This window comes from Enterobacter sp. PL_is379, assembly GCF_055817355.1.
On the sequence record NZ_JBVPGT010000028.1, the window covers coordinates 267,193 to 287,323 of the forward strand.

General features: G+C 52.4%; 19 protein-coding genes. 2 read left to right on the top strand and 17 right to left on the bottom strand.

The annotated features are described in order from the left end of the window. Window positions 1-74 precede the first annotated feature (74 nt). Complete coding sequence (ldtC, locus tag AC0TOY_RS12105; protein WP_473721888.1) at window positions 75-1,040, top strand: L,D-transpeptidase LdtC; 966 nt, start codon at window positions 75-77, stop codon at window positions 1,038-1,040. Window positions 1,041-1,545: 505 nt separating this feature from the next. On the opposite strand, the gene AC0TOY_RS12110 is transcribed toward ldtC, so the two are convergent. The 7 genes from AC0TOY_RS12110 to bhsA form a co-directional block, all read right to left on the bottom strand. Beyond that, entirely contained in the window at window positions 1,546-2,922 is a 1,377-nt protein-coding gene (locus AC0TOY_RS12110) for a hypothetical protein (protein ID WP_473721889.1), read from the bottom strand. Further along, a complete protein-coding gene (locus AC0TOY_RS12115; protein WP_061715532.1) occupies window positions 2,922-3,179 on the bottom strand; it encodes a PAAR domain-containing protein in 258 nt (85 codons plus the stop codon). The genes AC0TOY_RS12110 and AC0TOY_RS12115 overlap by 1 nt, the downstream gene beginning before the upstream one ends. Next, window positions 3,179-3,892 (bottom strand): T6SS immunity protein Tli3 family protein, encoded by a 714-nt coding sequence (locus AC0TOY_RS12120; RefSeq protein ID WP_473721890.1) that lies wholly within the window; start codon window positions 3,890-3,892, stop codon window positions 3,179-3,181. Before AC0TOY_RS12120 ends, AC0TOY_RS12115 begins: the two co-directional genes overlap by 1 nt. Before the next feature lie 2 nt (window positions 3,893-3,894). Next, entirely contained in the window at window positions 3,895-4,590 is a 696-nt protein-coding gene (locus tag AC0TOY_RS12125; protein ID WP_473721891.1) for a T6SS immunity protein Tli3 family protein, read from the bottom strand. A 3-nt stretch (window positions 4,591-4,593) separates the two neighbouring features. Then, window positions 4,594-6,735: a T6SS effector phospholipase Tle3 domain-containing protein gene (locus tag AC0TOY_RS12130; protein ID WP_473721892.1), complete on the bottom strand. Its 2,142-nt coding sequence runs from the start codon at window positions 6,733-6,735 to the stop codon at window positions 4,594-4,596. Then, window positions 6,732-9,245, bottom strand: coding sequence for a type VI secretion system Vgr family protein (locus AC0TOY_RS12135; protein ID WP_473721893.1), 2,514 nt, complete (start codon window positions 9,243-9,245; stop codon window positions 6,732-6,734). Before AC0TOY_RS12135 ends, AC0TOY_RS12130 begins: the two co-directional genes overlap by 4 nt. An 828-nt stretch (window positions 9,246-10,073) precedes the next feature. Next, the gene (gene bhsA / locus AC0TOY_RS12140) at window positions 10,074-10,331 is read right to left on the bottom strand and encodes a multiple stress resistance protein BhsA (RefSeq protein ID WP_008500777.1); all 258 of its coding nucleotides are present in this window, start codon (window positions 10,329-10,331) and stop codon (window positions 10,074-10,076) included. Between the two features lie 244 nt (window positions 10,332-10,575). Between bhsA and AC0TOY_RS12145 the strand changes: the two genes are divergently transcribed. After that, window positions 10,576-11,211, top strand: coding sequence for a TetR/AcrR family transcriptional regulator (locus AC0TOY_RS12145; RefSeq protein ID WP_024909039.1), 636 nt, complete (start codon window positions 10,576-10,578; stop codon window positions 11,209-11,211). A gap of 58 nt (window positions 11,212-11,269) precedes the next feature. Here the strand turns inward: AC0TOY_RS12145 and AC0TOY_RS12150 are convergent, their stop codons facing one another. The 10 genes from AC0TOY_RS12150 to AC0TOY_RS12195 form a co-directional block, all read right to left on the bottom strand. Further along, the gene (locus AC0TOY_RS12150; RefSeq protein WP_008500779.1) at window positions 11,270-11,809 is read right to left on the bottom strand and encodes a glycine zipper 2TM domain-containing protein; all 540 of its coding nucleotides are present in this window, start codon (window positions 11,807-11,809) and stop codon (window positions 11,270-11,272) included. A 193-nt stretch (window positions 11,810-12,002) separates the two neighbouring features. Continuing rightward, window positions 12,003-13,307, bottom strand: coding sequence for an NAD(P)/FAD-dependent oxidoreductase (locus AC0TOY_RS12155; RefSeq protein WP_061715538.1), 1,305 nt, complete (start codon window positions 13,305-13,307; stop codon window positions 12,003-12,005). A 238-nt stretch (window positions 13,308-13,545) separates the two neighbouring features. Continuing rightward, on the bottom strand, window positions 13,546-14,088 hold the full coding sequence (gene ycfP, locus AC0TOY_RS12160; RefSeq protein ID WP_008500781.1) for an alpha/beta hydrolase YcfP: 543 nt from the start codon (window positions 14,086-14,088) through the stop codon (window positions 13,546-13,548). 34 nt (window positions 14,089-14,122) lie between these two features. Next, window positions 14,123-15,148: a beta-N-acetylhexosaminidase gene (gene nagZ, locus AC0TOY_RS12165; RefSeq protein ID WP_024909037.1), complete on the bottom strand. Its 1,026-nt coding sequence runs from the start codon at window positions 15,146-15,148 to the stop codon at window positions 14,123-14,125. An 11-nt stretch (window positions 15,149-15,159) separates the two neighbouring features. Further along, entirely contained in the window at window positions 15,160-15,984 is an 825-nt protein-coding gene (gene thiK, locus AC0TOY_RS12170) for a thiamine kinase (RefSeq protein ID WP_473721894.1), read from the bottom strand. Continuing rightward, entirely contained in the window at window positions 15,965-16,612 is a 648-nt protein-coding gene (gene lpoB / locus AC0TOY_RS12175) for a penicillin-binding protein activator LpoB (RefSeq protein WP_024909035.1), read from the bottom strand. Before lpoB ends, thiK begins: the two co-directional genes overlap by 20 nt. 10 nt (window positions 16,613-16,622) lie before the next feature. Further along, on the bottom strand, window positions 16,623-16,997 hold the full coding sequence (locus tag AC0TOY_RS12180; RefSeq protein WP_024909034.1) for a YcfL family putative periplasmic lipoprotein: 375 nt from the start codon (window positions 16,995-16,997) through the stop codon (window positions 16,623-16,625). 1 nt (window position 16,998) lies between these two features. After that, window positions 16,999-17,358, bottom strand: a complete 360-nt coding sequence (gene hinT, locus AC0TOY_RS12185; protein WP_006809243.1) for a purine nucleoside phosphoramidase — start codon at window positions 17,356-17,358, stop codon at window positions 16,999-17,001. A 247-nt stretch (window positions 17,359-17,605) separates the two neighbouring features. Next, the gene (ptsG, locus tag AC0TOY_RS12190) at window positions 17,606-19,039 is read right to left on the bottom strand and encodes a PTS glucose transporter subunit IIBC (protein WP_023311158.1); all 1,434 of its coding nucleotides are present in this window, start codon (window positions 19,037-19,039) and stop codon (window positions 17,606-17,608) included. 297 nt (window positions 19,040-19,336) lie between these two features. Then, window positions 19,337-20,131 carry a metal-dependent hydrolase gene (locus AC0TOY_RS12195; protein WP_032650858.1) on the bottom strand — a complete coding sequence of 265 codons (795 nt, stop codon included), beginning with the start codon at window positions 20,129-20,131 and terminating at the stop codon, window positions 19,337-19,339.

The following is a 20,131-nucleotide window of genomic DNA, read 5'->3' on the forward strand; positions in this document are numbered from 1 at the left end:
GACACACCCATTCGCCATAATTATCATTAACGCCTTATAAAACAATAACCTTATAATTTGCATGGATTATGGTGATGATGACCTTTTCGCGTTTTACTCGCTGGTTAACCCTGTTTGCGCTGGCAGCCACCGTCGCGGCGGCGCTTCCTGCTCGCGCAAATACCTGGCCCCTTCCTCCGCCCGGCAGCAAAGTGGTGGGGGAAAACCGCTTTCATGTGGTTGAAAATAATGGCGGTTCGCTGGAAGCCATTGCCAAAAAATATAACGTCGGTTTTCTGGCTCTGCTGCAGGCGAACCCCGGCGTCGACCCGTACGTTCCGCGCGCGGGCAGCGTGTTGACTATCCCGTTACAGACGATCCTGCCGGACGCCCCGCGCGAGGGGATCGTGATAAACCTGGCGGAGCTACGTCTGTACTATTACCCGCCGGGTAAAAATGAGGTGACCGTCTACCCGATTGGTATTGGTCAGCTGGGCGGCGACACCCTGACGCCGACGATGGTCACCACCGTCTCGGATAAACGCGCGAATCCAACCTGGACCCCGACGGCCAATATTCGTGCCCGTTATAAAGCTCAGGGCATCGATCTTCCGGCCGTGGTGCCGGCAGGCCCGGATAACCCGATGGGTCACCACGCGATCCGCCTGGCGGCCTACGGTGGCGTTTACCTGCTGCACGGAACGAACGCGGACTTTGGCATCGGCATGCGCGTCAGCTCCGGCTGTATTCGTCTGCGCGATGACGATATCAAAACGCTGTTTAACGTTGTTACGCCGGGTACCAAAGTGAATATCATCAATACGCCGATTAAGGTTTCTGAGGAGCCGGGCGGCGTGCGGCTGGTCGAAATTCACCAGCCTCTATCGAAAAACATTGGCGATGACCCGCAGACGCTGCCCATTAACCTGAATGCCGCAATGGTGAGCTTCAAAACGAATGCGAATACCAACAGCGTGGTGATGGAGCGTGCAATGGAGGCTCGGTCAGGCATGCCGACCGATGTCACCCGGCATCATGATGTCGCCCAGCAGTCGATGTAATTCAGAAAGAAAAACGCCCTGCACATGTGCAGTAATGCCGTTCACTTAAGGCTCGCGTGACTTAAAGCTGAACGTATATCCAGGCGGTACATAAAGCACTGAACGATCGCATCGTCGGTGCTTTCTTTTTGCTGGCAGGATAAAGGATTTTATATTTTCCTAATTATTTTCAAATTATTATGGATTTTCCCGTCGCACCTTTGCCACAGCCCCGTACCTGGGACACCAGGATATCCCGGGTTTGCAGGTGGTGGCAATGAGTTGCTGCTTAAACTCAGGAGAATAATCTGGGCAGCCTTTACGCCTGCCGGGAATCACATTTGTCTGCAGATCTGACTCTTTGATTCCCACCACTTATTTGGTGGACACCAGTACTTTTTGTTCCTGTAATCAAAAGAAAAATCAATATACACTACCATTAACGCGAGCATTGCAACGAGGGCCAGACCATTATAATAAAATACAGGGCTATGAGGTAAAATGAGAGCGATTAGTTCATTCATCATTACATCCCCATGTGCTGGTAAGCCTTATCACCCTGTAGCCAGGTGATCAATACCCCTGCAGCCGTAAACAATCCAGTACATATTACAAACAGAATAACCAGGAACCAGCCAGAAATATCTTTACCCTCGTTAACGCTGAAACTACACATAGTTAATATAACAGCGAAAAATAACATCATTCCGGCTATTCCGGCGGAAGACCACGGTGGAGTGTACATTTTTTCCGCCGGATAATCGGGCTGATGGGTTAATCTGGATGACACCGCCGTAATAGAAAACTTTTTCTGTTTGGATGCCGCCACAAACTGGTCGCCCTGTGCATACGTTACTGCATCTGATGCCAGCGCCAGCGCCAGCCACGGATACCCTGCAGAATGCTCGCCGAGCGACATTTCAAGATCCAGCCGATCCGGTACGACTTTTTTTTCGTCCAGCACTTCCAGCAGCGGATATTTTTCTGTGCGCGATAAACCGGTATACCAGATCTGTTTGGGTTTACTGACAGCCTCCGCACGCAGATAAACAGGTACTGCACTTTCTACGTCAATAACCCCCGTCATAGGTTGATAAAGATAAACAGGTTTTTCTCCTTCCGTTTTAACGTAGTCATTCGTCAGGAGAAGCGCGGTAGCATTCTCCATCCACTTGCATTCCCCTTCTTCAGAATGCAAATCTACACAGATAAGCAGGCGTTCAACGACGTAGCCGTTCGTCTGTTTTATCCACTCTGTGACTAACGTATAGTCCGGGCATTCAGGCAAAAATGTGATTTTTTTGATCGAGATCCCGGCACATTCAAGCACACGCCGGAGTTCATCGCTACAGGATTCATCCCCACCTCGCACCCATACAAGCGCTTCAATCTGCCTGTACCGGGAGAGTTTTTCCATCATCGGCTCCAGGACGTGGATAATAGCCTGCCCGGCCCGCGTGAAATCGAATGATTTATCCAGGTCAATTTTCAACGGCATTTTGGCGGCCAGCGGAAACTCCCCCTCCAGTTTCAACATGTTCAGCGCCAGCTCCTTTGTTGCCTTTGGCGGGGTCAGTATCGACCAGCCAGCCAGGATGATGTTACGCCTGGCATAGCTGACAACCTTGTATTCCTGCCGTGCCGCAATCAATAACCGCGTTTCTATGTAGTGTCTGTGCGCGTTATACGCAATACAGAACGCCTGTACTAAAAAGGTTACTGCAGCGACAGGTATTACCACGGCATCAACAAGAAAACCTGAATCAACATGTTTATTACCCGGCCAGGTGACAGCCCGGATACCAGTACAAACAATCACGACGAGCACATAGACAACACACACACCAATAGTGGGAAAGTCATGTTTAAATTCGTTCTGCTTAGGGTAAAGCCACCAGTTCATCACACAGCCCCCGCAGTGGGGAGTGTGGTGCGAATAGCACAGCCGCACGCCGCTTTACAGCCATCCACGACCACGCCCCGGCCGTTCATCGTCCATGTCGGGTGGCATTCGTTGACAGGGAACGTTCCTTTATGCTCAGGGCACGTCACCAGATCGTCTTTCAGGGCCACTGGCAGGCCCATAAATTCCGCGCCTGACGCTTTAATCACTTTTCCGCCGCTCACCAGCGGGTCATTCAGTCGAATTACGCCATTCATCAGTTTCCCTTCCTTCCTGCGTCCATATCACAGCACATGTGATCCCAGCCGGTGTATCCCTTCACTTCCGGTACTTTGTCGGGTAAGCCCTGATAGTTGGCCTTAAACTGCGCAGTATTTTCTTTCAGACCTTGTTTGGTGATGTAATCCAGCCCCCATGCGGGGCCGGGGAAACGAGGTTCCAGATTACCGTGTACTTCGTTCCCCATACCATCATCCACGGTATATTCAATTCCAGGACCACCAGCGGCAAGGCGCGGGTCGTCAAACGGTTTGGACGACATATACAGTCGATGTTTGGTCTGTAAAAAACCCTGATCGTTGACGACGGTGAAAGACACAGCATCTTCTGCGGGTGCTCTGTTATCACCATTAGGTTCATTAGGTGATGGGGAAAATCCTACTGACCTCCAAGTTTCGCCATAATCTTTAGAAACAAGGAATCCATCTACCTCCCAGTTGGGGATTGAAATATAGCGCTCTGAAGGGTGAATAAATTTATGGGTAAATATTCGGTAAAACTGGCTAACCGGCTCGGTATGAATTCCTTTCTGGGTATCCGTGTACCAGAGTTCATCTTCGCAGTCCCAGCCCTTCAGCTCCAGATAACGATGGTCATCGAACCGGTACACTACCTGCGTTGGCGGCACTGAAGCCTTGCAACCTGCGGCCACCAGCAACAGCGCGGTAAGCAATGAATAAAGTCCTTTCATGGCTATCTCCCTGCATCCATATTGCATTGCATATGGTCCCAGCCGGTATAATCTTTCGCTTCCGGTACTTTATTGGGTAAGCCCTGCCAGTTTGTTTTATACTGCTGCGTACTATGTTCCAATATCTGTTTAGTCATGTAGACCATCCCCCAAGCCCAACCAGGTGAGCGAGCCTCCAATATTTGCTCTGTTCCATCATCCAGTTTATAGGGAATCCCTGGACCATTAGCTAATACACGAGGATCTTCAAATGGTTTGGATGACATATACAGCCTGCGTTTAGTCTGTAAAAATCCCTGATCGTTGACGACAGTGAAAGAAAGAACGTCCTCATAAGGCGCGTAATCATCGCCGTTAGGTTCATTTTCCCCTGGTGCAAATTGTGCAAGTTTCCATGTTCGACCATAATCCTTCGAAACCCTAAATCCATCAGCCCCCCAAATAGGGATAGACATATATTTTTCTGAAGGATGAATAAATTTACGGGTGAAGATCCTATAAAACTGTAAATAAACTTGAGAATGGATAGCCCTTTGCGTATCGGTGTACCAAAGCTCTCCTTCGCAGTCCCAGCCTTTCAGTTCCAGATAGCGGTGATCATCAAAACGATAAACTACTTGCGTAGGCGGTTCTGAAGCCTTACACGCTGCCGCAAATAAAACGGAAATAGTAATAACTCCTACACATAGTCCTTTCATGTCTTATCCTTTAGCCAACTGGCTGTCGCTTTTAGGTTTCGGTATTTCCCATTGCAGCAGCTTTATTTCCTGGAAATCTCCAGGCCTGACAGTTCCCGTCTCAATATCCATCAGGTTACGCGAGCGAGGCCGAACACCGGCATAATCATTTTCCACACCAAAATCGCCCTTCGGCAGCACATCCTCCGGTTTATTCATAAAATCCTTTGTTGGTGCTATTGGTAACTGGCCTGATTGGTAATATTTTTTTGCGGCCGGGAAGCCATTCTGCGGATCACGCCAGTCAGCACGATGTAACAAGCTTTCCCAGAATTTACCGGCTTTGTAGTCAAACGACTTACACTGACCAATTGCAAGGTCGAATGCCATCGCGTGCGATGGCGCGAACTCACTCATGACAATTGACGAATGCTGGCTGTAGCTTACCGGGTCAGTTTTTTTCCATTCTTTTTCAAGTTCTTCACGGGTTTTCAGCCAGGTAATGGACAACACAGGATATTCTTTAGAACCAGTAACTTCCCCGTGAATAACGGTATGCCCCCGGTCATGGCTTTCTACATTCAGTTCATCTGGTGTTAAAACATGCCCAGGCTTCCAGCTAATACGCTGATAACTGTTAAGCATATACATCGCAGAATCCGTGCGCTTGATGGCACTGGCTTTAGCCGAATAGGATATGTAGGCATCTGGGCTATCCGGATCGATATAATACGTATACGGCTTGTCACTCGTTTTAGGGTCATTATCCGGATGGTTATCCTGACCCTGTAGTTTGAAAATAAAGGGTTCCGGCAATTCTTCACCGTTCACCACTACGTCATGGGTGCGGTAACTGGCATTCGGGAGAAATGAATATTTTGCATCCCTCTCTTTTCGTTGTGGCAACTCAAAGGGTTTAGTGTCAGGTGCTTTTCCTACTTCGCCGTGCTGATAAAAAACTCGCTGGAACAGGTTAGGAATGCCATCTGCAATTTTCTGAGGGATCCCACGCCAGCCAAATCCCTGTACATTTTCCAGCGATACAACGCCATCATTTGGACAGAAGTAGTTATACACTTTACCGTTATTGTTACGTCCATAGCGATCATCAGCCCGCAACGGATTATCAGAGGGTTTGCGCAGCGTACAGGAGGCTTCAAGGGCCAGTAATTCAGCCTCGCCTAATATCCCTCCCCCTTTCCACTGCGTATGCATCAGGCTACAGAAATTTTTGAATGTCTTCTGCCTGGCAGAATCAGTCTGTTGGTATCCTGGCTGAATATTTTCAGCCATGCGGGACTCCAGTGAATAAGGGGAATGATTCAGAATAACGCAGTTAACTGGATCATACCCCGCCTGCTTTACCAGCATATTTGCCAGCATGGTGATAATGGTGCCCTGGCTGTGAGCCACCACATTAATCACATCTTTCGTTGTAGTAGGTTCACTTCGAATCTGAATAATCAAATCTGCAAGACGCTGGGCAGCAAAAAACTGGTAAATACGGTGCGGGTTTTCATAAATGGGATGAGTGTAATCCCCGTCGTTCATATGCAGTGATGCAAATCCCGCCGCTGCCACGCCAATACCTCCAGCTCCAGGCCCCAGCATATCGGGAATGTTGGTGGTCGCATTCGCGAACGTTCCGCCACCTTTTGCAAAATTTGAATCAAGACCATTCTTGAGATTGTCATTCTGGTACTTAAATGAACCCTTACCGTCATTACCCAGCGCGGCCTTGTTTGTCTCATTATCTTCCTGATAGGCGTCATACGGCAGATGGGCACCGGAAGACAGTATTCCGACTTCATTCTTATACCGCTTCTGGTCTGCAACGTAATCAGCATGAGTGACCGGCTTGTACCCCCAGTAAAACGGGATAACAGGCGAACGGCCAGGATGCGCAATTCTGTACTCCCCCCACTCATGCGCGTAAAAATCCTGACGATTAAGACGCTTACTGAGGCCCGCAAGAATGCCTTTCTCCTGATTCTGGTATGCCTCACCCACGTCGTTTACGCCATGGACCAGAATCACAATTCCCGGCATCGGACGCGGCACGCCAACGCGACGGGTCTGGGCCACCTCACCCAAATCTTTGTGTACAGGAATATCCCCTTCTGATATGACCCTTGGAGCATACGGGCTTTGTCTGGCTTCCGTCATTCCATTAACTCCATTTTGTAGGTGTCCAGGTCATCAGCATCGAGTAACGATGAATGACCGTTGCTGTCCGTTATGCCTTCCACCACTTTTCCGGCCGAGCTGGTCAGCCGGAATTTTTTGTTTGCGAGAATTTGCTCCGGATCGTCTCCGGCATGCAGCTGGTAGCGGAGTTTAAATGCGCCCTGATTAAACGGCGGGACCGTGACCTGTGCGCTTTCCGGGCCGTCATACTTCAGACTGGGTCCTTTCAGTTCGATTCCCGTCGGCGAGAAGATGGTGACCAGTCCGTTCGGACTGACGCGTATCCCGCCTCCCCCACAGACCAGCTGTATGCCCTGTCTGGCGCTGCCGTTCAGCTGCCCGTCGGTACTCGCCATCGTGAAATCATTCTGCGAGAGCATATGCATGGCACCGCGCTGGGCCTGCGTCGTGATATCCCCGGCCCCAGCAATCATCTGAATGCCAAGCTTGCGGGCAAACAGAGAAAGTTTTTCCCCCACGGCCAGCGAGAATTTTTTCACCACGTTTACGCTGGTATCCTGGCCCGCCGTAACAATCACATCTTCCCCGGCAGACAGTTGCAGACTGTCCGGCGTGACGTGCGCCTGACCTTTGTCGGCATAGGTCAGCAGGCCCGCGCCGGTAAGGTTAGTTAGTGTCTGGCGCAGTTGACTTTGCTGATCGGTTTCCACATTACTGGCCCCGGCTGTCAGTGCGCTTTGTTGCAGCGTCATTGCCAGCGACAACGCTTTATCCAGCTGCGCAATGGCGGCTGTCATATCCAGTTGCTTACCCGCAGCACGCGGTTGCGCCTCCGTGGTGATCATCACCCCTTTCGCAGCACGGAGCGCCATGTGATTGTCAGTGCGCGCTTCCACACCTTCGCCGCGCTGCTTTCCCTCTGCGTCAACGAGGTGGCCAGCGCTGACCTGACTCTTGCCGTATTCCGTGGAAATCTTGATGTGTTCCTGACCGCGGCGGTCCTCCAGGCGGATTTTGTTCGAAGCAGCAGTGCGGATCACGTTGCGGGTGTCGTTGCGATTTGTAACCAGATCAGGGTGCTTGCCGTCATGCATGACATGCGCAATAAAGGGCCGGTCCGGATCGCCGCCTTCAAAGGCTACAGCCACTTCTGTACCGTCCAGCAGCGGGAAATGAAAACCAAACACATCCCCGCCGTACGGTCTGCCCAGACGCATCAGCGCACTTTCAAAACCGTCACGTTTCTCGTCGAGGTCAAAATCAAACTTCACGCGGTATCGGCCCCGGGCATCGACTCCGGCATAAGTGTGATCCCGATTGATGGCCGCCACGCGACCGGGTACCGTACCGGCAATCACCGGTCGCGGCAGATATTCCGGACGATAGCTGTAGCCGTTCAGATAAGGGATCCCCTTCAGGATGGAGCGGTAGTGCTGTGCGCGACTGCCGGATAGCGTCATTGTGGTGACAAGAAAACCGTGTTTAAACCCTTCAGGAATATCCCCTGTTGGGTGGAACATCACACCCGGCAACAGTGCCGGGTCACTGGTTGTCCCTCCCAGCACACTCTGTTTGTTCAGCAGGCGCTCATAGCGCAGGCGTGCGCAGAACGTGGCTGTTTCCGCCTCTTCACCGTAAAAATCGCCGTCCTCCAGATAATGATCGGCATAGTGATACTGTTTTCCGCTGGTTATCCCGTCGGGAATATCATTATCGAAAATGGTCTTATCCGCCTGTGGCGAAAATGGATTGCGGTAGTTATACGTACGCACCAGTACGCTTTCGGGAATGAGTTCGTATTGTTCTTCAAGCTCGGTAATGTATTCTTTATGGCTGGTCATGCCGGAATGGCGAACGTACGGCAGCTTCTTATCGCTGAAGACATAGCGGCGGCCACCGTCACCAAAGACAACCACCGTATCGCCCTGTACCTTGTCATGGTTTTCAAAGCGGAACCAGATCCCCACCTCGGCCAGCAGACGGCGGATAAACTGGAGATCGGTTTCCTTCCACTGAATAATCATTTCACGGCTGGGGTAGCTGTGGCTCAACTGATCAAAATCGATGTTGTAACCCTGAAAATGCCTGCTCTCCTTCATCAGCCTCGTGACGAGCTCCGGCACTGTCACATTCATGTATACGGCCGAACGGTAATTCCGGTCCAGCAGCGCCAGATCATGCTCCAGCACACACTCGTAAAGGGCTTCATCGGCAGATGACTTCAGACGGGCAAACGACGTGATCACCCCGTTAATCTGGCGCACCGGCAGCCAGGGCTCCTGATTGTGCCAGCCAGCTTTCGGATTCGGGGCACGAAGAATAAATTCCGCCCTCTGATTGAGGACATCGTTGACGGCAATGTTTGATGCCGGGCTGGTAAAGCGGATGGTGTAGCGATAGGGCTTACTGAGTTCTTCTTCCCCGGTAAAAGAGTGAACATCCGGTAAAACAGATTTGCCTCGTGGAATATACAGTAAATAACGGTTTAACGTATCCTGTTGCTGAACAATGCCTAACGGTCCTTTCATCGCAAAATATCCATAATAAAGAATGACTGTTTATTAAAAAACAATACCCTCACAGACCATTGAATAAAATGTCATTCCGTAACACATCACAGAATGTTACAAAATACATATCATTCAGTTTAAAGATAAATAAAACAAAAATATTCACACCATAAATAAAAGCCTAGGAATGATACCCGGCCCGTATATAACAATTCAGTCGATAAAACCAATATGAACGACGTGTTTTTCCTGTGAACGCATCATCAGACATTCAGAAACCGCCGCTGAAGGGTTACTCAGCCCTTTTTTCTGATATAAATCGTTCTTCCTTGGCGAACAGCAATAAATATTAAACCGGTTCGCCGCCTGATAAGAATTTACAGCAGTTTCCGTAAGCGGGGTTTTATCTGCCACCAGTATATGAGGATAAACTCCGTTCCGGTATCCCGGGTTCGCAGGAGGCGGCAAAGAGCCGCTGCTTAAACTCAGGAGAATAATCAGGACAGCCTTTTCGCCTGCCGCGAGTCACATTTTTCCTCATATCTGACACTTTGATACCCACCACTTATTTGGAGGACACTACGTTGTCGGAAGCATCAGATTATGACCTGACGGCTCTCGCCGGACGCATCCAGAGAACGGGAAAAAGTATTCAGATCGAATGGGAAAACATCCGCAACGAAGTCCATATCGTGTCAGACGTAAAAAAATCCGGGTTCAGTGGGGGCTGAACCCGGATTGTCTCTTACTGGCAGGATCGTTCAACTGTTCTTAAACGATCGGCATTACTTCACATGTGCAGGGCGTTTTTTATTGCAGTGGCATAAATGAGGGTTTATGCCCGGCTTATTTGTAGATGACAGCCGTGCCGTGCAGGGTGTTAGGACCGGTCACAGAGGTGATGCGGTAAGATTTTGCACCCATCTCTTGCGCTTTTTGCGCCAGCTGATCTTCCAGTGAACCCAGGTTAGTCCCGGCAGACGCAGAGATCGTCCCGACTTTATGCTGATCGACCGGAGTGGACTGTACCTGTACAGCAGCAAAGCTTGCGAAAGAGAGTGAACTCAGGACAGCAGCAGCGATGAGGGTTTTTACGTTTTTCATGATGTTTACCTTTAGCAGATGAATTTGGAGGTCGTTATCTATTTAGTTAACGATCGATAGGTAAATCATAAATGTGATCCAGGTCACGCGTCAACATAATTTTATAACGACCATTAATTTAATTTTAAAGTTGTTATTTTTCATATAGATATGATTAATATATTTTTAAGCATTCAGCACTGGTGGTGGGTTGCGTTTATTTTTATAATGGTTATTCACCAAACCAACAGAGGACCAACGGCACATGACAACCGACGTCACGAGTTGTGCGAAGAAAAGCCGTGGCCGACCAAAAGTGTTTGACAGGGATGCAGCGCTTGATAAGGCCATGACTCTCTTCTGGCAACATGGGTATGAAGCAACCTCGCTTTCCGATCTGGTAGAAGCTACCGGAGCCAAAGCGCCGACGCTGTATGCCGAATTTACCAATAAAGAGGGGCTGTTCAGGGCAGTGCTGGACAGATACATTTCGCGCTTTGCGGCGAAACACGAAGCCCAGCTGTTCTGTGAAGAGAAAAGCGTCGAACAGGCGCTTCGCGACTATTTCACCGCCGTCGCGACCTGCTTCACCAGTAAAGAGACGCCTGCGGGCTGCTTTATGATTAACACCTCTGCCACCCTGGCGGCGTCCTCGAAAGAGATTGCCAATACGGTGAAATCGCGGCATGCCATGCAGGAGGAGACGCTCAGCGCCTTTCTGGCTCAGCGCCAGCAGCGCGGTGAAATCCCTGCGCAATGCAACCCTCAGCTGCTGGCGCAATACCTGAGCTGTATTTTGCAGGGGATGTCGATCAGCGCCCGTGAAGGGGCTACGCTGGAAAAACTGCAGAATATTAGCGAAACCACGCTGCGACTGTGGCCTGAGCTACTGAAAATCTGAAGCAAAAAAAGCTCCTCAGCCTGAGCGCATGAGGAGCTAAATTCAGAGAACATCTTTTTTACACTTTGTTATTCAGAACCAGCTGGCCATTTCCATCCAGTGGAATTTGCGTGCCCGGGTCTTTATCCATGCGGATTTTGCCCTGCTGATCGCCAATTTTGTACGTCACGTCATAGCCCAGCATTTTTTCCGACTTGTCATAGACGGTTTTGCAGCGTTGCTGAGTCGTGGTGTAGGTATCATTATCCTGCATCGCGCCCTGTACCTGGTTACCGGCATAGCCGCCACCCAGCGCACCGACCACGGTCGCCACATCTTTACCCCGGCCGCCGCCGAACTGGTGACCAATCACGCCACCCGCTACCGCGCCCAGAACAGAACCGGCAATGCGGTTTTCATCCTGCACCGGACGACGGTGCGTCACGGAGACGTTACGGCACTCCTGACGAGGCGTTTTTACCGTTTCTTTAATCGGTGTAGCAGAAACCACCTGCGCATACTGCGGGCCGCGATCTAATACGTTGAGACTGGCAACGGCAGCCACACCTAACGCAGCCGCGACGCCAATCCCTATACCCGCCAACATTGATTTATTCACGGGACTTCCTCCTTTGTTGCTATTGGTAACAATTTTGCAATGGAGGCACGGCTTCGCCAATAAGATAAAGGATCAAAAAAGGGTCGTTGAGAGGAGATATATTGTATTTAGGAGAACTCTTAAGCACTCAAACTGTGATCTACAGCATGAAATGCTAAAAACTCCCTCCGGAGGACCCGGAGGGAGTGAAAGATTAGTGCAGCTTCAGACGCGGACGGATCACGCGGTTGATTCTGCCCACCAGCATCATCAGCCCGGTTTTGAAGTAGCCGTGCAGCGCAATCTGGTGCATGCGGTACAGGGAGATATACACGAAGCGGGCAATGCGCCCTTCTACCATCATTGAGCCGCGCATCAGGTTGCCCATCAGGCTGCCGACGGTAGAGAAGTTTGACAGAGACACCAGAGAACCATGGTCTTTGTAGACATAGGCCTTCATTGGCTTGCCTTTGTACTGCGCCAGAATGTTGTGCAGCACCAGACTTGCCATCTGATGAGCGGCCTGCGCGCGCGGCGGCACGAATCCACCTTCAGGACGCGCGCAGGAGGCACAGTCACCGATAGCAAAGATGTCAGGGTCGCGCGTGGTTTGCAGCGTTGGCTCGGTGACCAGCTGGTTAATGCGGTTCGTTTCCAGACCGCCGATCTCTTTCATAAAGTCAGGCGCTTTGATACCTGCCGCCCAGACCATCAGATCCGCTTTGATATACTCGCCGTCTTTGGTGTGCAGGCCGCCTTCGTCGGCGCTGGTCACCATGGTCTGCGTCAGCACCCGCACGCCCAGTTTGGTGAGCTCATTGTGCGCCGCACCGGAAATACGCGGAGGCAGCGCAGGCAGAATGCGTTCACCCGCTTCGACCAGCGTGACGTTCAGCGCTTCGTTAGTTAACCCTTTGTAACCGTAGCTGTGCAGCTGTTTCACTGCATTGTGCAGCTCCGCAGACAGCTCAACGCCCGTCGCACCGCCGCCAACAATGGCGATATTCACCTTACCGTTCGCACCCATATTGCTGGTGTACTTCAGGAACAGGTTCAGCATTTCCTGATGGAAACGACGCGCCTGGTGCGGGTTATCGAGGAAGATACAGTGCTCTTTCACGCCCGGCGTGTTGAAGTCGTTGGAGGTACTGCCCAGCGCCATGACCAGCGTGTCGTACGGCAGCTTGCGCTCAGGAACGAGCAGCTCCCCTTTTTCATCACGCAGTTCTGCCAGAGTGATGGTTTTGCTTTCACGGTTGATGTCCACCACCGAGCCCAGCTGGAACTGGAAATGGTGGTTGCGCGCGTGCGCCAGGTAGCTGAGCGCGTCCACACCCTCATCCAGAGAACCGGTCGCCACTTCGTGCAGCAGCGGTTTCCACAGGTGGCTGTGGTTACGATCCACCAGCGTAATTTTGGCTTTTTTACCGCGACCCAGCTTCTTGCCCAGCTGTGTAGCCAGCTCCAGCCCGCCAGCACCACCGCCTACAATCACTATCTTTTTCAATGGCGTAGTCAACGTGACCCCCTCAAATTATTAACCAATTGTTAATTAAAAGTTATAAAAATAACCCTTAATTAACAACAGGTTACAGCACTGAAACCATTCAGGTGCATTGAGAATACCACGTCAGGCGCATTGGTCATACCAAAATTGATATGCATCAAGTTTTGATGGCTTAAAAGTAGACAATTCTGGTCAAAAAGAAAGCCCGGTACGCTTTCGCAGCCGGGCTTTGATGCCTGCGGATAAGGGATTAACCCAGCGTTTTAAACGCTTTGATACGCTGCAGATGCGGGGAGATGTTCTTGAACTTGTGGGTCTGTTCTTCGTCCCAGACGATCTCATAGTAATGATGCAGCAGTTCTGCTGCCCGATGGCTGTTGAGCGCTTCATCATTACGTGAAAGGATCACCAGGCAGCGGTCGCGGTTTTTCTCACGAAAATTGCTGACGCACTTGGTCGCAATATCGACATACTCTTCCGGGCGGTCAATTTTGCCTTCCATGTTCTCGTTCGGGAACAGGTTAGGATTGAACACCACCTGGCGAATGTCGCACAGGAAGCCAATCCGCTCCGCCCAGTATCCGCCCAGCCCCACGCCGCAAATCAGCGGGCGATCGTCGACGTTGAGCTGCAACATCTTGTCCACCTCTTTGAGCAGATGCTGCATATCATGCTTCGGATGGCGCGTGCTGTAGCTGATCAACCGTACATCCGGATCGATAAACTGCAGCTGCAGCACCTTCTCATGATTACCAGGACTGTTTGAGTCAAAACCGTGTAAATAGATGATCATCGTCTTCTCACCACGCTACGCCTTCCGGGAGGGTTTACAGGCTGGCTTTATGTGCCTGCCAGCGCTCATTCAGGTCTTCAAGCCGGGCGTTGACCGTCTTCCAGCGCGCCGAATCCATCAGCTCCTGACGGCTAAATGAACCTTTATGATACAATTGTGTAACACGCTCTGCATTGATCGGCGACAGGTTATCCAGCACGCTAACGGCACCTTTACGATTATTGCAGACCAGGATCATATCGCAACCCGCATCCAGAGATGCCTGACCGCGTTCAGCGTAGCTGCCCATGATCGCGGCCCCTTCCATCGACAAATCGTCAGAGAAAATCACGCCGTTGAAGCCCAGCTCCTGACGCAGAACGGTTTTCAGCCAGTGCGGAGAGCCGCTGGCAGGGCGCGGGTCAACGTCGCTATAAATCACGTGCGCAGGCATAATGGCATCAAGCTTGTTGTCGGTGATCAGCGACCTGAACACCGACATATCTTTGGCGCGAATTTCCGCTTCCGGGCGCGGATCGCGCGGGGTCTCTTTGTGTGAGTCCGCCGTTACCGCCCCGTGACCCGGGAAGTGTTTCCCGGTGGTTTTCATTCCGGCATCGTGCATACCGTCGATAAACCGGGTCGCCATGGCCAGCGCAATACGCGGATCTTCATGGTATGAACGCTCGCCAATGGCGGCGCTGATATGCCCCACGTCCAGAACCGGGGCAAAACTGATGTCGATATCCATGGCGATCATTTCGCTGGCCATCAGCCAGCCGGCCTCCTGCGCCAGTTTCCCCCCCTCTTCCGTGCCTAACAGCGCGGCAAAAGACTGGGCAGCCGGCAGGCGGGTAAACCCTTCGCGAAAACGCTGCACGCGGCCGCCTTCCTGATCGACGGCGACCACCAAATGATTGCGCGACGCGGCGCGGATCTGACGCACCAGCTCACGTAGCTGCGCCGGATCGTGATAGTTGCGGGTAAACAGGATCAGGCCACCCACCAGCGGATGCGCCAGAATTTCACGCTCCTCCGCATCCAGCTCAAACCCTTCTACATCCAACATGACTGGACCCACATCCACCTCTCTTATCCTTTCGTTTGTAACTGACGCCAGCCATCGTCTGCCAGCGCAATAAAGTGTTTGTCTCTGGACTGGCGATAGCGCATTTCAAACCAGCCAGCCATTAACATGACGACCCAGGGTCGCCAGCATCTGACCTGACGCCTCAGCGCCTCGGGGTCAATATGTGCCACCTGGGCGTAGTCCCTGATGAGTATTTGCCGCGCGGCGTCACTCTCCGTCCAGACTGCCGCCAGCTCCAGCGCCACATCGCCATCTCCGGCATACTCCCAGTCGATAAGCCTGATGCCCGCTGGCGTATGAACAATATTCCCGGCATGAACATCCATGTGCAGCGGCGCGAGCCGAATCGGCTGCGGCTCGCCCGTTTTACGCAGCCGCTTGAGATGTGCCAGCCACATTGGGGTGCGTCTGTCAGGCTCGGCCTGCTGCCAGTAGCCTTCCAGCAGCGGGTATAACGTTATTCGCCATCCCAGACGTGGCTGCCGGTGCAGATGATACAGCATCGCCGCGAGCGCCGGCGTGTCCGGTAACGCGCTTTTAACGTCACCGTCCAGATAGTCGACGGCCATCCAGCCCTGTCTGAAAAAACGAGGAGCAGGCACGAGATCTGACGGAAGACGCCTCAGGGTGCGAAACTGACGACGGAAATGGGAGGCAGGCGCATAGGGGTCGTGATGTTGCCGCAAGACCAGACGTCGTTCGCCCTGCGCTATAATGCAACTCGCGCCGCCAAGCCCGGAGTGGGCCTGCGGCGCGATAAGGCGGTGCTGAGGAAAATAACGCGTCAGAATCTCTTCACGCGTGCTGTCATTGTTGCGTAACCGCACCTTTACCTGACCAGATAATTTCGCCTGTCTGAACCAGCATCAGCTGCATCTGCAGGGCTGGGGTATTCACATTACCGGTGGCGTTAGAGTAAAGCACATACTGTGCGCCAACGTTACGGGCAATGCCGATCGCCTTGCTGCGTGTGCCGAGACTATCCTGCGGCGACAGGCCCAGCTGCTGTTTAGCTACCGCGAGCTGCTGAGCCGAGACCAGCGTAAACTTGCCGTTGTTAGCCAGAGCATTGCGCAGGGTTTCTGTCGCTTCGCCCGCGTTCAGTGAACCGTTGGTACGGTTGTTGACGCTGTCGACCAGCAATACGCTGCCCGCCGTCACGCCCTGCGCCTGCAGCATTTTACCGACCATCGGCTGCATTGCCCCGTTCCAGTCGTAGTGGCGCACGCGCGGTGCAGGCTGCGACGTCTGGTCCGGATGCTCAATCGGGCCAGGCTGCGCCGGTATAGACGGTACGGACGGCACGGTTGGCTGCGGCTGCGTTGGCTGCGTCGGCTGTTCTGTGCCCGGTTTCGCCTCTTCCACAGGCGCAGGCTGTTCAGTTCGGGTCACACACCCTGCCAGGAACAGCGCGAAAGCTGTCACGAGCGCATAGCGGCTCAAGTTTTTAATCAAGGTTCACCCCTCAGAGATAAAGATAAAGTCTCACCTTATGCGCACCCAGATAGTTGGCGCTGCCATAGAGCGTTACCGACGACCTGGCCGGAATGGTGACGCTGCGCGGCGCCTCCAGCGGATGCATTTCGAGACCTCTTACGTCATACCAGAAAAAACGGTAGTGGACCGTCACGGGTTCGTGTCTTTCATTAAAGAGCGTAGAGGAGGCAGATGAGTTGATTTCACTGATGGTCAGCGCGGGCTGTTGCGCCGTGATGCCCGCGGCAAGCACGGAGGATTCCATGACCAGCGTCTGTTCATCGTTCACGGGGATCGCCGGGCGCGTGCTGCACCCCACAATCATCATCGTCACTACCAGCGCTGCAATACGCCCTTTACGCATGTCAAAGACCTTTATGTGCCAGCATCGGCCCCAGAGGACGTCCACCCAGCAGATGCATGTGAATATGATACACTTCCTGGCCACCATGACGATTGCAGTTCATGATCAGACGGTAACCGTCTTCTGCAATCCCTTCCTGTTCGGCGATTTTCGCGGCCACCGTCAGCATACGACCTAACGCCACTTCATGCTCGGTTTTTACGTCGTTTACAGTCGGAATCAGAATATTGGGAATGATAAGGATGTGCGTCGGGGCCTGAGGGGAAATGTCCCGGAAAGCCGTCACCAGTTCATCCTGATAGACGATATCCGACGGAATTTCGCGACGGATAATTTTACTGAAAATCGTTTCTTCAGCCATGACCTTTTCCTTTTTTGTTTAATCTGGCGCAATGCGTCCGCTGTAAACACACTCCCGGGATCGGTGTGTGACACAATTCAAGAGTATGAGCGAGTTTCTCCTGTCCTTTCAACCTCCTCCCTCGATTTCTTTCCTGAATGTTCATCAGCTGAGTGAAGAGTGACCGCTTGCGCGTCTCAGTGGCGTTTTTTACGACACAAATAAAAAAGGCAGCCATTCGGCTGCCTTAGTCTCCCCAGGTCACAACTTAGTTGCTGCGGATGTACTCATCCATTTCGGTTTTCAGGTTATCGGATTTGGTACCGAAGATTGCCTGTACACCAGAACCTGCAACAACTACGCCCGCTGCGCCCAGTTTTTTCAGACCCGGCTGGTCTACTTTCGCGACGTCGGCAACGCTCACGCGCAGACGAGTGATGCACGCGTCCAGGTTAGTGATGTTCTCTTTACCACCGAACGCAGCAACCAGAGCAGGAGCCATTTCGCTGGTCGCGCCAGCTTTGCTGTCTTCTGTCGCATCTTCACGGCCTGGGGTTTTCAGGTCCAGTGCTTTAATCAGCACGCGGAAGATGGTGTAGTACACAACGGCGTAGCACGCACCGACGATTGGGAACAGCCACAGCTTGCTGCTGTTACCGGACAGAACGATGAAGTCGATCAGGCCGTGAGAGAAGGACGTACCGTCACGCATACCCAGCAGAATACAGATTGGGAACGCCAGGCCCGCCAGAATTGCGTGGATAACGTACAGGATCGGCGCAACGAACATGAAGGAGAACTCGATCGGCTCGGTGATACCGGTCAGAAACGAGGTCAGCGCTGCGGAGATCATGATACCGCCCACTTTTGCACGGTTCTCTGGCTTCGCAGAGTGCCAGATAGCAATCGCCGCTGCAGGCAGACCGTACATTTTGAACAGGAAGCCACCAGACAGTTTACCTGCAGTTGGGTCACCCGCCATGTAACGTGGGATATCGCCGTGGAATACCTGGCCTGCTGCGTTGGTGAATTCACCAATCTGCATCTGGAATGGAACGTTCCAGATGTGGTGCAGACCGAATGGCACCAGGCAACGCTCGATGAAGCCGTAGATACCAAACGCCACAACCGGGTTCTGGTAAGCAGCCCACTGAGAGAAGGTCTGGATAGCGGAGCCGATTGGTGGCCAGATGAAGGACAGGATCACGCCAGTGAAAATCGCTGCCAGACCAGAGATGATCGGAACGAAACGCTTGCCCGCGAAGAAGCCCAGATACTCAGGCAGCTTGATGCGATAGAAGCGGTTGAACATATACGCTGCAATCGCACCGGAGATGATACCGCCCAGAACACCGGTGTCCGCCAGGTGTTTCGCGGCAATCTCTTCTGCCGGTAAATGCAGAACCAGCGGCGCAACCACAGCCATGGTTTTCACCATGATGCCGTAGGCAACCACTGCAGCCAGCGCAGAAACGCCGTCGTTATTGGTGAAGCCCAGAGCCACACCGATCGCGAAGATCAGCGGCATGTTAGCAAAGACAGAACCGCCTGCTTCGGCCATCACGTGGGAGACTACGGCTGGCAGCCAGCTGAAGTTAGCAGAACCGACACCCAGCAGGATACCTGCAATAGGCAGTACGGATACTGGCAGCATCAGCGATTTACCGACCTTTTGCAGGTTAGCAAATGCATTCTTAAACATAATTGAGAGTGCTCCTGAGTATTTGTGCTTTTTTTACGCTTTCACGCATTGGCCCGGGGGGAGTACCGTGCCGTGGACAGGACATCTAAGCGCCCTTTATTTATTACACAGAGTAAAATAATTCCCTCTGAGTTTGTTTGACGGCTATCACGTTTCAGCTTAAGGCGGTCGAAAAACTTTCAGTTATTTACAAAAAGCATGTCCGGATGTGTCTAAAAACACCCTCACCGCCCCAAATGAGGCGGTGAACTTTACTCGCTTTACTTATTAATTACGAGCCTAAAAAAAACAGGTGTATCAGACAGATTGCAGGCGGGCGGGGTCGATATGGAACAGCGTGGAGAAGTTTTCCGTCGTCACGCGGGCCAGCTCATCAATGCTGACGCCCTTCAGTACGGCCATGTACTCAGCCACATCTCTCGTCATAGCGGGCTGGTTCTCTTTACCGCGATGCGGTACCGGTGCGAGATACGGAGAATCGGTCTCCACCAGAATACGATCGAGCGGAACATAACGTGCAGCATCACGCAGCTGCTCAGCGTTACGGAACGTCACGATCCCCGAAAACGAGATATAAAACCCCAAATCAAGCAGCTTACCCGCCGTTTCTCTGTCTTCTGTGAAACAGTGTAGTACGCCACCGCAATCCGTCACGTTTTCTTCCCGGAGGATCGCCAGGGTATCCGCACGCGCGTCGCGGGTGTGGACGATAACCGGCTTGTTCAGCTCCCGGCCAATGCGAATATGGTTGCGGAAGGACTCCTGCTGACGCGGTTTGGTTTCCGGCGTGTAAAAGTAGTCCAGCCCGGTCTCGCCCATCGCCACCACGCCCTCTTCTGCTGCCAGTTGGCGCAGATCCTCAACGTCGTACGCCTCGTCCTGATTCAACGGATGCACACCGCAGGAGAACACCACGTTATCGCGAACGCCCACCAGCTCACGCATGGAGCGGTAGCCCGGCAACGTGGTTGCCACCGCAAGACAGAATTTCACATCGCGGGCAGCGGCTTTTGCCAGCACGTCATCCACGTTTTTATGCAGGGATTGATAATCCAGGCCATCAAGATGGCAGTGTGAGTCGACTAAAAACAT

Coding starts and splice junctions, on each gene's coding strand:
- ldtC (WP_473721888.1), top strand. CDS start 75: ATGATGACCTTTTCGCGTTTTACTCGCTGGTTAACCCTGTTTGCGCTG.
- AC0TOY_RS12110 (WP_473721889.1), bottom strand. CDS start 2,922: ATGAACTGGTGGCTTTACCCTAAGCAGAACGAATTTAAACATGACTTT.
- AC0TOY_RS12115 (WP_061715532.1), bottom strand. CDS start 3,179: ATGAATGGCGTAATTCGACTGAATGACCCGCTGGTGAGCGGCGGAAAA.
- AC0TOY_RS12120 (WP_473721890.1), bottom strand. CDS start 3,892: ATGAAAGGACTTTATTCATTGCTTACCGCGCTGTTGCTGGTGGCCGCA.
- AC0TOY_RS12125 (WP_473721891.1), bottom strand. CDS start 4,590: ATGAAAGGACTATGTGTAGGAGTTATTACTATTTCCGTTTTATTTGCG.
- AC0TOY_RS12130 (WP_473721892.1), bottom strand. CDS start 6,735: ATGACGGAAGCCAGACAAAGCCCGTATGCTCCAAGGGTCATATCAGAA.
- AC0TOY_RS12135 (WP_473721893.1), bottom strand. CDS start 9,245: ATGAAAGGACCGTTAGGCATTGTTCAGCAACAGGATACGTTAAACCGT.
- bhsA (WP_008500777.1), bottom strand. CDS start 10,331: ATGAAAAACGTAAAAACCCTCATCGCTGCTGCTGTCCTGAGTTCACTC.
- AC0TOY_RS12145 (WP_024909039.1), top strand. CDS start 10,576: ATGACAACCGACGTCACGAGTTGTGCGAAGAAAAGCCGTGGCCGACCA.
- ycfP (WP_008500781.1), bottom strand. CDS start 14,088: ATGATCATCTATTTACACGGTTTTGACTCAAACAGTCCTGGTAATCAT.
- AC0TOY_RS12180 (WP_024909034.1), bottom strand. CDS start 16,997: ATGCGTAAAGGGCGTATTGCAGCGCTGGTAGTGACGATGATGATTGTG.
- hinT (WP_006809243.1), bottom strand. CDS start 17,358: ATGGCTGAAGAAACGATTTTCAGTAAAATTATCCGTCGCGAAATTCCG.
- ptsG (WP_023311158.1), bottom strand. CDS start 19,039: ATGTTTAAGAATGCATTTGCTAACCTGCAAAAGGTCGGTAAATCGCTG.
- AC0TOY_RS12195 (WP_032650858.1), bottom strand. CDS start 20,131: ATGTTTTTAGTCGACTCACACTGCCATCTTGATGGCCTGGATTATCAA.